Source organism: Bdellovibrio sp. SKB1291214, from assembly GCF_002209355.2.
GTDB lineage: Bacteria > Bdellovibrionota > Bdellovibrionia > Bdellovibrionales > Bdellovibrionaceae > Bdellovibrio.
In genome coordinates this window covers 2644086-2656935 of record NZ_CP106855.1, presented here as the reverse complement: position 1 = coordinate 2656935, position 12850 = coordinate 2644086, and the positions used below count along the sequence as shown (strand labels likewise).

Here is a 12850-nt window from a genome sequence, read left to right as displayed (position 1 = left end):
AAAGAATTTAGAATAATTGCTGCAATTTTGTATGACTTCTTGGGCTCCTTGGTTATGCTGAGGAAATGATTTATGCAGTTGTCCTCACCCTTGTGACCTTTTTGGTGAGTAGTTCTTTTGCTAAAGAGCTGCCACCGATTGTCTTTGGCGTGAACATGGACTATGCGATGCCGCTGGTGCAAATCAAAAACGAAAGTGGAAATTCAGAACTCACCTCAGGGATTCTAAAAGATCTGGGCGAAGCTATTGCGAAAGAACTAAAAACAACACCGAAATGGTTTTTAGTTCCAAAACGCCGTGTGAGTTCCGCGTTAACTTCCGGTCGTGTCGACTTGATTTGCCACTTAAGTGAAGTTTTGCAGCCCAAGATCAAAGATGACGTCTGGTGGAGTGCCAAACTTTATCGAAGCGCGAATGTCTTAGTGTTTTCGAAAGACCACGCGATCCAATCCATTAAAGACATCTATTACGAGCCTGTGGGCGTGGTGCTGAACTTCATTTACACGGGCCTCGATCCAATGTTTAAGGCTGGAACAATCAAGCGCGAGGATGGTCCCAATAACCTGGCCAACATCCATAAGCTTTTAAAAGGCCGCATCAATTATATCGTGATGTCGAATCTGGAGTTCGCCTATTATGAATACCTATTTCCCGGCTTGACGTTTCAAAAAAGTCGAAACTTAAAATCGAAGACGTCAATCGAGCTATCGCGGCCCTTCATCGAAGTGGAACGTTGGCTAAAATCCTGAGCTCTTATTACTACAAGTAAACCCGCCCGGCTGCTTAGGGACTCACTCAGCTATTCATTTTATGCATTATATCTTACCGTTAATACACTGTACGTATATCTGGGGCCACGATAAATCCTTGCTCATACAAAAACTGTCTTAAACTTCGGCCCCTCCGAAGTAAGAACGAAAAGGATATTTAAATGAAAAATATGCTTCTGGCTTTTGCACTTTTGATGACTTCGACGACGGCTTTTGCAGCCGACTTTTCTAAAAAAATGGAACTTTGTGCTTTGCAAACTTCCGATGACCCTGAGGCTTACGAAAAAGCTTTTTCCGAAACTTTCATCCACGTGAATAAGGCGCAAAGCCTTACCGCTGAACAAGTGCGCATGATCAACGCTCACTTGATCCAAGTTGAATACGTCACGGAACCGTTGTCTTTCCAACAAATCAAGGCGCTTTTCACAACAGGCGATCAGAAATACAACGACCTTTACTTGGTTACGATGACTTCTAAAACAACAGGAGCCGTGTTTATCGAAGCGAAATCCTATCCTGGTGACAATCCTTACGGAGTGGTATTCACGGCCGCGGGCGAGCTTGCAGCGTATAACCAAGATGACAACATCACTTTGGTTGATGGCCAAGCGACGCTTGAGTGCCCTTGGAAATAAGACTCCCCTTATACTCAACTCTAAAAAGCCTCGGTCTCCCCGAGGCTTTTTTTTGCTTAGTAGCAAGACCCATAATGTACGCCGTGCAAATCAGCGCAAAATGGAGGCATTTTTCCCGGCACGAATATTGGAATACCCCAGAACGGAAATATCAGTTTTTTGGATGACGGTGTCTATATGACACTTGGAACGTTAGGGGCCCCGGATGAACCTGTTAAATTTGAATACACAACAGAGATATTTTTCAACTCTTTTGATTTCACTTCTGGTTTTAGGGGGTTGCGGCCCTACCCAGCCCGATGCTCCGATCTTTAAATCAGCTCTTTTAGACGGTTTGTATAGCACTCGTCCCACAGTGGAAGAGCCTGAAATTTTCATCATCAAATTGACTGTTCCCGCGTTATTGGAAACAGCAAAACTGAAAAACGGTAAACCCCAATTGATGCCTCAACAAGCGGAAGCTATTTCCGAGGAACAAGAACAGACCATTGCAGAACTAAAAAAGATTTCTCCCGATATCCGTGTCCTGATCCGCTATCGCTTGGTATTGAATGGATTGGTGGTTTGGGCCCCTGCAGACACATTGGGTAAGATTAAAAGCATTCCCAATGTGATTTTGTCTGAAAAATCAGGTCAGTTCGCACGCCTTCAGGACGAGGAGTTAGAATTTAACAAGACCGGTATGGTCACGGATAAAACATCGGTGAAATTCATCGGTGCTGAGGCCGCCTACGCTCAAAATATTCGTGGCCAAGGGATGCGTATCGGGGTCATCGATACGGGGATCGACTACACTCATAAAATGCTGGGCGGCAATGGATCCCCAGATACTTACAAGGCCATCAATCCCTCGACGCCAACATCAGCTTTTCCAAATGATAAAGTTGTAGGTGGTATCGACTTAGTGGGGAGTGAATATTCCCCGAGCTCTCCCAACGTAAAGGCTCGCATACCGGTGCCCGATGTGAATCCTTTGGATGAAGCCACTCACGGAACTCACGTTGCTGGGACCGTGGCTGGTCTTGGTGATGGCATTAACACCTACGATGGTGTCGCTCCTGATGCATCCCTTTATGCGATCAAAGTCTTTGGCGCGAAAGGTGGCACCAGCGATGAAGTGGTGATTGCGGCGCTAGAATATGCGGCGGATCCTACCTGTGATCTTAGTTTTGAAAAGCAATTGGATGTTGTGAATCTATCCTTAGGTTCTAACTATGGTAATCCCCATATCATGTACAATCACGCGATCAAAAATCTGGTTCGTGGCGGTACCGTCGTTGTCGCATCCGGAGGCAACTCGGGTGATTCCGCGTATATCGTCGGTGCGCCAGGTATTTCCGATGACGCTATCTCGGTTGCATCAAGCATCGATAACATGGTTCAAAACATTTCCGCAGCGGGCGCTGAGTTTAGCACAGGGGACAAAAAATTTTTGGCGGAATTCACTGAAGCCCAAACTTCAAAACCTTTGGCAGAACTTAAAGAAGCTCAAGGTGAAGTTCTATTCGTAGGCCTTGCCGATAAAGATTTTGATGGGACGACGGCCGCACAGATCCAAGGCAAAATTGCATTGATGGACCGAGGAGTGGTGTCATTCTCTGATAAAATCAAGCGAGCCCAGGATGCAGGTGCTATCGGTGTTATCGTTGCGAATAATGCTCCAGGCGACACGATGGTCATGGCTGGCGAAACAAAGTTCAGCATCCCTGCTGTCATGATCTCCCAAGACTCCGGTGCCAAAGTGAAAGCAATGCTGGCAGCGAGCTCTGTGTTGGTGAATTTAAAACCGAGCGCTCGAGTGGATAAGAGCTACATGGCCGACACAATTTCCCCGTTTTCCTCTCGTGGACCGCGTTCCGATGACGGTCTGATTAAGCCAGAGATCGCAGCCCCCGGTACAAATATTATTTCAGCAGCTCGTGGTTCCGGTGATAAAGGTGCTTCGATGTCGGGAACCTCGATGGCAGGCCCTCATATCGCTGGTGTTATGGGTCTTTTAAAGCAAAAGTTCCCAGAACTTTCGCCGCTTCAACTGAAGTCCGTTCTTTTAGGTCATGGCAAAGTGATCTCTGATAAAGAGAGAAAACAATATTCCGTCAGCCGTCAGGGTGCCGGTCGTGTGCAAGTAGCCGAAAGCTTGAAAGCTCAAGTCATCACGACGCCTTCAACTTTATCATTTGGCTTAACGGATATCGAAAACCAAAAGACACTGGCGATCAATATCACGATGAAGAACATCTCAGATGAAGCAGTCACGTTGACTCCCCTGTGGAAAGGCTCTTCAGCACTGCAAGTGTCAGTACCCGCTGTAAGCTTAGAACCGGGTCAAAGTAAAACTTTGACTGTGACAGCCAAGGTGATTGGTTCTGCCATGAAATCTGCAAATGAGGAATTGGATGGTTTTTTAAACTTTAATCAAGGTGCAGAATCTTTGTTACAAATTCCCGCCTTGGTCGTTGCTCGTCAGATTTCACGAATAGAAGCCACTTCGCTAAAAGTGTTATCAACATCAGCTGACGACGCCGCAGGAAGCGTCGCCGAACTGAAATTAGTGAATAAGAGCATTAATAAGGGTGAAGCGTACCTATTTAATCTTTTAGGCAAAGACGCTCGTAAAAAGGATGCGAAACCAGATTCTACCCATAACAAAAACTGCGATCTTCAATCTGCAGGTTACCGTGTGATTACAGGTCAAGATGGTAAACGCTATCTCCAAGTGGGATTGAAACTTTATGAAGGCATGACGACTTGGCATCGCTGCGAAGTGAACGTTCAAATCGACAGCAATGGCGATGGCCTGGCCGATCAAGAAATGTCAGGTATGATGGCTTCTGACTTGCCAGGGTTTCCGGCAGATCAATTTATGACGATGCTATTAAATGCAAACAAAGCCCGCGAAATTCGCAAAGGCTATGAGGCGGCTATTTCCCGGGGCGAAACTGTGACAGAAAACTATGGCGGTGCCGTGGTTGATATGCTCCCTATGGCCACATTCGACAACTCAACGTTAGCAATCATCACAGCGGATACCTCGTTTCTGCAAGTATCTGATACGGGGGAGCTTAGAATTAAGATTTCCACAACTCATAACGATTTCAGTTCGGTTGAGTACGATGACTACTTGGGTGATGAACTGACGTGGTCTCTAGTGTCTTTAGGAGACCAGGGACAGGCCTATGTCGACACTCCAGAGGTGATTGAACTCTCTGGTCAGTCTCAAGCCACCGTCAGCCTTAAAAAGGGTTATGGAACATCGGACCTTGTTATCTATACTCCGCAAAATAAATCGGTCAGAGATACTTTGATCGAAGATGCGCAGTCACAAACGATTCAGGCGACTTACGAGAAATAAAAAAAAGCGGGTCATTGAACCCGCTTTTTTATTTCTCAAATTGAGATTTTAAATAAAGACTAACGTGTCTTTGTTTCTTTCGCCTTCATGGGATTTTGCGATGTCACCTCTTGAGCTTTGTCACCGTTCACAGTGATATTCTTTTTCACTGCACGCAAGAAGGGTGTTTCAGAAACTTCCCATACTGTCACAGTTTCTTGAGCAGCGTGGTGTTCTGGAGTTGTCGTTGCACATGCAGCTAGGAAGTTCATTGCGATCAGTGCTGTAAGGATTTTTAGTGCTTTTTTCATCTTTGTACTCCTAACGATCTTATCTAATGATACCACCTTTTCGGAATGCAAACTCCTTACCATAAGTATTTGGGGTTAATTTGGACCCAATTGCGAAGGAATGTTAAATTTAAAAGCATCTGGCCAAAGTTTGGCAGACACCGAGCAGTTATTCTAAAGTGTGTGATGATTACTTAGCAGGACTATTTAGCCTTGGAAAGGACCATGTTTCCCGGGTGGCTGTGAGTCAGTTCTAAAAGCGTTTTGTAGAGCTGTTCAGACACGATGGGTTTTGTCAGATAGTCATTGCAACCCACACTGATGCAGCGGTCTCGATCTTCCTTCATCGCGTGCGCCGTCAATGCTACGATAGGTTTTTGATAGCCGTTTTCGCGCAGCTTGCGAGTCGCAGAATACCCATCCATTTGCGGCATCTGCATATCCATCAACACCACGTCAAAGGGATTATCCTGAGCTTTCTGAATTGCTTGCACTCCATCAGACGCAGTATCACAGACGACACCATATTTTTTCAAATGATGCTGAATCAAGATTTGATTGTCTTCCGAATCGTCGACAATCAGAACTCTGAACCCGCGCAGGAAATGTTTGGATTCTTCTGAAAGCTTTTCTGTCTCTTTGGCAGGAATTTGATCAACCTCGCGTTGAGGGATGGTCAATCTAAATACCGACCCTTCACCTGGCGCACTTCGTTTTAGCACCACATCACCACCTAAAGATCGCGCAAGCTTTCTAGAAAGCACCAACCCTAACCCCGTCCCTTCATATTTACGAGTGCTCGAGGTGTCTGCCTGAAAGAAGTTCTGAAACAAACTGCTCTGCATACTTTGCGGGATACCAATGCCCGTATCCGAAACTTCAAAATAAATATCCTGCCCAATCGTTCCGACATCAACCTGAACCTGACCATCGTGTGTAAACTTGATCGCATTATTAATAAGGTTCACCAGGATTTGTTTTAAACGATTCCGGTCGGTTGCAACTTCCATCTTTCGCAGACGGTCTTGAAGGTTGAATTTCAAAGCGGTACCGGCCTTGGCAGCCTTCAGAGCCATCATGGTATCCACTTCTTGCATCAAACCCTCTAACTGGACAGCCTCGTATTCAACCTCAAGATGGCCTGATTCTACTTTTGTGATGTCTAAAATATCATTAATTAAACGCGCAAGATTATGTCCTGTGCTTTCGATCACATCCAGGTATTTTCTTTTTTCCTCTTCACTGACTTGGGGATCTTTAAGAATTTCTGTCATTCCTAAGATAATACCCAAGGGCGTACGAATCTCATGACTCATGTTTGCAAGGAATAAGGTCTTTACTTGATTGGCGTTTTCAGCAAGCAGGCGCTTTGAAATATTCGCATCCAAGTCATGACTCATTTTATTGATAGATTCAGCCAGCTGTCCTAACTCGTCCCGGGAATGAACCGGAACTGTCATGCCTAAATTCCCTTTGCCAATTTCGGAGGTCGCGTGATTCAGTTCCAAAAGACTTCGGTTCAAATTTTTTGCAAATGAAAACGTCAGCAACAACCCTGTGCCCTCAATCGTTGCCACAGCAAGGATCAACAACACCATTAATAGATTCTCAAGCCAACGGGAACCCTCCCCTAGCACGGACGAAAATTCTGTTTCGTACTCTGTCAGCTGAGCATTCAAACGATTAATATCCGCTAAAATCTTTTTTACTTTTTCCTGATCAATGGAGGGTTCAGAAAAAAGGAGGCGCAGTTCTTCTGATTTTTTAATCAGAGCATCCAGCAAGTTGTCAGCCTTAGTCCAGGCCGTCACGGCCGCTTTGATATAGGAAATTTCTCCAAACCTTTGCAGCACACGGATAACACCCGGGATGTCATCCGCATGAATGCCCCCTTGCGCAAAACCTGCATAGACCTCTTTGATGTCTGGATGAGGTTTCATCAGTTCTAAGCGGGCGTGACGGTCTCCCAAGGGAATTTGCATATGAGCATGGAAATCATCATAGTAAGTTTTGTCTTTAGTAAAAATATAAGATGTGAGGGAATGGATCGCGTTCTTTTGAGCTTTCGACCAAAGCCCCTCTCCCCCCACAAAGGCCCGGACCGAAGACAGCGTCGTCAAGGCAAAGACCAGCGTCCCCAACTCAAGAGCAATCAATAGGGCCATTCCGCCGACAACAATATAAAGTTTCTTTACGACAGAGAGGTTTTTCCAGAAATTAAACACAATCCAATTTTCCCCAGAGGCACTTTGTAACGAAGGTTAAGCGCACACTTCAAGAAATATTCGACGGTTGTCAAATACCTTGCACACTCGCAATACAGAGGTCTGTTTCCCCACTCTGTCGAAAGTGTTAGCTGCCGCGTTGAATAATTTTACCCCTTAAATATGCGACGAATTTGTCTAATCACCAATAGGTTTGCATGTGATTCTTGCCATCATCTGCCGATTCAGGACTGGTCGAAAATGCCCAGAAAGAGAATCATAAAATCATGAACACCCCAAGGAGGAAGTTCCATGAAAAAGCTAATCCTATTTTCAATAACGATGATGATGTTCAGTTTCGCACACGCTGAAAAATCCCTTTTGGAAACTGTCCTACAAGATCGCAACTCAAGCCCGGCGAAAATGGATACAACGAATGAAGCCCGTCGCGCCCGCCAAGCAAGTGCCAGCGAATACATGGAAGAGCGCACACGTCCCACAGAGCGTATCTATATTGAAGAGCGCATCACAGAGCCGCGTTCTTATGATCGTGGCTATAACACGGATCAAGAATAAACTTTTAAGACCTTGGTGATTTCGCCAGGGTCTTAACTTATCGACTCGCTCCGGTGTTTCTTGCATTCAAGCGCTTTCGCCCCTAAATAATATCCATGGCTAAAGAACCGCTGGAATTAAAATGGATTGAGGACCTCCTCCCTGAGGAGGGATATCGTCGTAAATCCATGTTTGGCGGTTTTGCTTATTATCTGGACGAAAAAATCATCCTGATCACCTTCGAAGCTGGCGATAAACCCAAAGATAAAATCAACTGGAATGGATGCATGTTCCCGGTGGAGCATGACAGCCAAGCCCAGGCCTTAGCGCAATTCCCGATTTTAAAACCCCACAAGATTTTACCTAAATGGCTTTATCTTCCGATCGAAACGGAAGGATTCGAGGAATGGGTTTCTGATATTTTAAAAATAGCTCTGCGACCGCATAGCATCTGGGGCTCTTACCCGAAACAGAAAAAGACCTCTAAAGACGCAAAATCTAAAAAACCAAAGCTGGTAATTAATGAAAAAATCGACACTCGCCACCCGCGCATGTTTTCGGATGATGACCCCACGCTGGTGCTGCAAAAGGCCAAAAAACTCTCGGACCTGAAAAACATCGGTCCCGTGCTCGAAGAATTGCTGCATGATGCCGGAATTAAGACGCCGCAGCAAATGCAGAAACTGGGATGGCAGAAAACCATGGTGAAATTGGTAAAAGTTCACCCTAAAACCAATCACTCGATGTACGCCTATACTATTATCACCGCTTTAGAGAACAAAGATTTTGGTGGAATGTCTGAGCAACAGAAATCCGAGGTCCGCGCCTACATGAAAACCCTTCGCGACCGCTTAAAATCCTGATCTGTTTTGATCTTGACTCGTTTTCTGGAATGGGAGGATAGTTCTGGGGTCGTTAGGACACTTATAGTGAAAGGTGGGATTATGAAATCTCTAGTTATCGCTTCTTTGATCGCTTTGTCTGCCACTGCTGCTCACGCATCTCAAATGGATGTACACTGCACAGCTGGTGATGCTGTTGTTACAGCGAACCTGAATGTTGAAGGCCGCACAGTCACTGGGACTGTTGAAGCAACTGGCGTAAGCTCTGACGAGTTTAAAGCCTCTGCAAACGGTTCTTACATTTACTACCCAGCTGGTTCTTACTATAAATTCGACGAACTTGAAGTGATCGAGTTCTGGGGAGTATCAGGTAAAAACTCTATCGCATTCAAATCTGTTCGCGGCGAAAAAGGTTCTTACCAACAAACACTTTTGATCAACAAACAAACTGTTGAAGGAACTTGCGTAGTTTCAAAAGAGTAGTTTTCAGATTTGAATACAGCACCGGCAACGCCGACGTGCAAGCTCAAGGCGCGGATCAATACCAGGTCGCGCCTTTTTTATTTGCCGATCCCGAACCAGGCATCATATTTGGGGTCTTGGTCGAACGGGTCGCTATTATTGTTGCCAATATCCACCGACAAAGTTCCAGCAGGGTCTTGATTGATAACATAAATAGACCGTGCCGTTTTATTCAGTTGCGAAGCGCCCGTAATATAACGTTATGGCGTCTCCTCAAATTATCGCAGATACAGCCTATTTACCGACACTTTTGACCTTGCTCAACAAGGCCCAGAAAAGCATCGACATTATGGAGTATTCTTTTGCGATTGGCAGCGCCACGGGTAAAATTAATCGCAAGTCAGCGCCTTTCGAAATTGCTGAAACTCTGATTGAGATCAAAGAATCCTTGGGTAAAAAGATTCGCATCCGTCTGTATATCGAAGGTCACCGCGAAACTTCGGCGCGAAATCTGGTGACAGCAGAATACTTAAAAAGCAACGGGATTGAAGTGGTGTATGGTGCGACTCACGCCAAGGGCTTTTGCATCGACAACAAATATCTCTTGTTCGGATCTACGAACCTCACTCAGCAATCGATCCTAAAGAATCACGAAACAAATTTATTGTTAACCGATAAAAAAGCGATTGCAGGATTTAATAAATATTTTGAGTTTCACTGGAACGGCGGAGGCCATGGCGGTGTGATCTTGCCTCCACCGATGATTGCTGACGGAATCTTTTTGGATGTGTTGATTGATATGATTGACCGGGCCGAAAAATCTTTGGCCTTTTCAATTTATTTTTTTCATATTAGCGAAATCGAAAAAGCTTTTATTCGCGCTCACAAACGCAAAGTAAAAATCACGGGTCTGATTCATCACCACGATGCATTTGCTTTAAGCTATGTACGTCGTACACGCGGCACTGCGGAGAGATTATCAGACGCCGGGATCAAGGACCTTCATTACGGACCAGGGACGCTGTTTACGCATTCTAAGTACATTGTTATGGACAACAAAGAAGTGATGCTAGGAACCGGCAACTGGCTTCACGAAGACGTTGAGGTTCATCCGCAACTTTACATCCATTTAAAAGATCCCACCCTGGCGACAAATCTTACCAAGCATCTTCAGAAAACCATTCGTTCTGTTCGTAAAAACCACAAAGAATACACCAGCAGCATTTCCATCTAACCATTGGGGCAAAACTCCCCAGAAAACGCGTGGACTTTTTGGACTTTTAAGGGTTCAGAGGCCATCAATTGGCAGTTCAAGCTGGCGAGGGATTTGCTAATGAACAGTTCAGTCAAAGTTTTTACTGGATAAAGGAGTTATCCCATGAATTTGTACGCTTACTTGAACGCACAACACACTTCAGCCCTAAAAAAAGCGGAGCACATCAGCCGACTTCCAAAACAAGACAAATACAGCAGAAAGATTTTCTTGGACGACCTTATCCGCCACCTCAACAGTTTATTCTTGGCAGAACAGGTCTCTCTGTATGCAGCGGTTGAGCAGTTTGCAACATCAACGAATTTTCTTGAAAGCTCACTTCGCAATCAAGAAATGGTGATGTCGAAATTGAAAAGCTATGCGCTGGACCCGCATGACGACGACAACATTCCTCATCTGCTTCATACCTATAATTCCAATCAGCAAGCTTATGTGTTTCCGGTTTTCAAAAAACACGTGAATGCTGACACGGAATACGCTCTAGGTAATTTTTCAGCTCAATTCTATGATCAGGTTTTCCGCGACGTTCACTCGCGAGATGCATTCATGCGAACGGCTGCTCACTTGCCAGGAAATTTAAAGGAAAGAGCTCGCCAAAGACTCGAGCAAGTTCTTCATCCTTATCCCCTTCACCACACGGCTTAGATTTATTTAGCGTCTGGAAAATAAGGGAGCATGAGATTACGAACATGCTCCTGCAACTGAGGCCGCTGCTCGACGGTGTAAACACTGGTATCCACGGGAGGCAAAACCTCTAAGGTGATTGTGCGAGTCCAGACTCCCCAATTCGGAAGGAAACTTCCCTTGGGCATAATAGCCGCAGCACCTTTCACGATCACAGGAACGATCGGCGCCTTGGCATTAATTGCAAAGATAAAGGGACCTGATTTAAAAGGTCCTAATGTTTCTGTATGTTGGCGAGTGCCTTCTGGAGCCAGTGCGAACCGTTCGCCATTGGCAATGCGCTTTTCAGCTTCTTTATAAACTTTGAAAACTTCCTCGCGGCGATTGCGCGCAATAGGTAAAATTCCTGCGCGCTTCATACCCCAACCAAAAACTGGAATTTTAAAAAGCTCGATTTTAGCTCCGAAACGGAAGCTTCCCAGATAGCCTGACATCGCAAAAATATCAAAGAAGCTGGTGTGATTAAAAACGTAAAGATATCCACCCTTCGAAGCTTTGTGAAAACCCTTCACCACGACTTTCACGCCAAACATCCAACAAGCAACACGGGTCCAAAAATACACGATTTGATCTTCCAACCATCGGTTCGGATAAATGAATGTGACTAAGACCATCAATGCAGAACAAAATACGGTGTGAATTGGCAACAGAAGAGTTCCCAAAAGAGTGCGTGGATAGGAAAGCAATTTTAGAAACATGATTTAACTCTCAGGAAATAGGCGTTTACGAGCAGCCACACGTTGACGCTCTTTATAAGCTTCATGTTCAGAGGGTCCAGAGAGGACTTTTTCATGAGCTGACTGATCCATAATCTGTACCTCGAATGGATAAAAGAAACTAAAGGCCTCTTTGCTCCCTTGAGGTTTGATATGGATCAGCTTACGCGAAATGAATTTAATAAATTTATAATCGGAACCAGAAAAGTTGTTCTCTTTTCGCAAGAACTTTACGCTGTCACCCATCTCGTTCAGCTTTTGATCGAATGCCGCCTGAATTGTTGCTTCATCCATCGTGTCTAAACGTTGTGCTAACTCCTGGCAAACCTGCATGAATATATCGACGGGATACAAGTTATTGGAACTTTGATCCGGCATAATGTGCGGAAAGCTGATGACGTTTTCACGAACCAAAAATCTGACAACTTGGAAGGTATCAAATAAATTGCGGGTGACAAAACGCACTCCCAATTTATCAAAAATCTTCATCGCCAAAGCGTCGGGCTTTGCCAACAACTTAATAACAGTGCTGGATGATGTTTTAAACGGCTTGACCTCAAACCCCAAAAGTTCGATGGCCTCTTGATTTTCTCCACTGCATTTCAAATAAGTGCGATGAGTGGCGCCATCATGAAAAATCGCATCTTGAAATGGAGTCAGAATCTGCGACTGAATTTCTTCGGTGAAAGAACTGAAGAGATCATTTTCTGCATGCACGAAGACGTGAATCCCCCGCAAAATCGCGCAGGCCCAGCGCTGCAAGTTCACTTGATCTGGATCACTTGAACTTGCGTATAAAAGCAGCTGACGGATGTCTCCTAGTTTTTTGGGGTCCAAAAACAGCTCAGGGATATCGGCGTCGTTGAATCCGAGTTTTTCAACCATCAACACCAAAGCGCGACGGTGATAATACCAAAGCTTCTCAACAACGCTTTGCTGACTAACATCGAAACCATAACTAAGTAGGAATGCAGAAGCTTCATCCAAGGACTGGATATTAAGCTTAGGGATATCGAGTGCGGAATGACCGCCGACAACTGAACCCAGACTGGAAGAATCGAATAAAAAACGTTGAGGCATTGGCCTCT

General features: G+C 45.0%; 12 protein-coding genes. 8 read left to right on the top strand and 4 right to left on the bottom strand.

Annotated elements, in window-relative coordinates:
* Nucleotides 1–104: 104 nt before the first annotated feature.
* The 3 genes from B9G69_RS13140 to B9G69_RS13130 all read left to right on the top strand — a co-directional run bounded on the left by B9G69_RS13140 (nucleotide 105) and on the right by B9G69_RS13130 (nucleotide 4757).
* The gene (locus B9G69_RS13140; RefSeq protein WP_265437779.1) at nucleotides 105–749 is read left to right on the top strand and encodes a substrate-binding periplasmic protein; all 645 of its coding nucleotides are present in this window, start codon (nucleotides 105–107) and stop codon (nucleotides 747–749) included.
* A 182-nt stretch (nucleotides 750–931) separates the two neighbouring features.
* A complete protein-coding gene (locus B9G69_RS13135) occupies nucleotides 932–1405 on the top strand; it encodes a hypothetical protein (protein ID WP_088617327.1) in 474 nt (157 codons plus the stop codon).
* A gap of 205 nt (nucleotides 1406–1610) precedes the next feature.
* Entirely contained in the window at nucleotides 1611–4757 is a 3147-nt protein-coding gene (locus B9G69_RS13130; RefSeq protein WP_088617326.1) for a S8 family serine peptidase, read from the top strand.
* Between the two features lie 59 nt (nucleotides 4758–4816).
* Here B9G69_RS13130 and B9G69_RS13125 read toward each other — a convergent pair whose 3' ends face one another.
* Both B9G69_RS13125 and B9G69_RS13120 read right to left on the bottom strand, forming a co-directional pair.
* Complete coding sequence (locus B9G69_RS13125) at nucleotides 4817–5047, bottom strand: hypothetical protein (protein WP_088617325.1); 231 nt, start codon at nucleotides 5045–5047, stop codon at nucleotides 4817–4819.
* A gap of 182 nt (nucleotides 5048–5229) precedes the next feature.
* The gene (locus tag B9G69_RS13120) at nucleotides 5230–7251 is read right to left on the bottom strand and encodes a response regulator (protein ID WP_254917109.1); all 2022 of its coding nucleotides are present in this window, start codon (nucleotides 7249–7251) and stop codon (nucleotides 5230–5232) included.
* Nucleotides 7252–7542: 291 nt separating this feature from the next.
* Here B9G69_RS13120 and B9G69_RS13115 point away from each other — a divergent pair, with 291 nt between their 5' ends.
* From B9G69_RS13115 to B9G69_RS13095, 5 genes are all read left to right on the top strand, one after another.
* A complete protein-coding gene (locus B9G69_RS13115) occupies nucleotides 7543–7806 on the top strand; it encodes a hypothetical protein (RefSeq protein WP_088617324.1) in 264 nt (87 codons plus the stop codon).
* 95 nt (nucleotides 7807–7901) lie between these two features.
* Nucleotides 7902–8648, top strand: coding sequence for a TfoX/Sxy family DNA transformation protein (locus B9G69_RS13110; RefSeq protein ID WP_088617323.1), 747 nt, complete (start codon nucleotides 7902–7904; stop codon nucleotides 8646–8648).
* An 81-nt stretch (nucleotides 8649–8729) separates the two neighbouring features.
* Nucleotides 8730–9110 carry a hypothetical protein gene (locus tag B9G69_RS13105; RefSeq protein WP_088617331.1) on the top strand — a complete coding sequence of 127 codons (381 nt, stop codon included), beginning with the start codon at nucleotides 8730–8732 and terminating at the stop codon, nucleotides 9108–9110.
* Between the two features lie 241 nt (nucleotides 9111–9351).
* Nucleotides 9352–10323, top strand: coding sequence for a phospholipase D-like domain-containing protein (locus tag B9G69_RS13100; protein ID WP_088617322.1), 972 nt, complete (start codon nucleotides 9352–9354; stop codon nucleotides 10321–10323).
* Between the two features lie 144 nt (nucleotides 10324–10467).
* Nucleotides 10468–11007, top strand: a complete 540-nt coding sequence (locus tag B9G69_RS13095) for a hypothetical protein (protein ID WP_088617321.1) — start codon at nucleotides 10468–10470, stop codon at nucleotides 11005–11007.
* A gap of 2 nt (nucleotides 11008–11009) precedes the next feature.
* Here the strand turns inward: B9G69_RS13095 and B9G69_RS13090 are convergent, their stop codons facing one another.
* The gene (locus B9G69_RS13090) at nucleotides 11010–11744 is read right to left on the bottom strand and encodes a lysophospholipid acyltransferase family protein (RefSeq protein WP_088617320.1); all 735 of its coding nucleotides are present in this window, start codon (nucleotides 11742–11744) and stop codon (nucleotides 11010–11012) included.
* Between the two features lie 3 nt (nucleotides 11745–11747).
* Nucleotides 11748–12842, bottom strand: coding sequence for a TIGR04552 family protein (locus tag B9G69_RS13085; RefSeq protein ID WP_088617319.1), 1095 nt, complete (start codon nucleotides 12840–12842; stop codon nucleotides 11748–11750).
* Nucleotides 12843–12850: the final 8 nt, after the last annotated feature.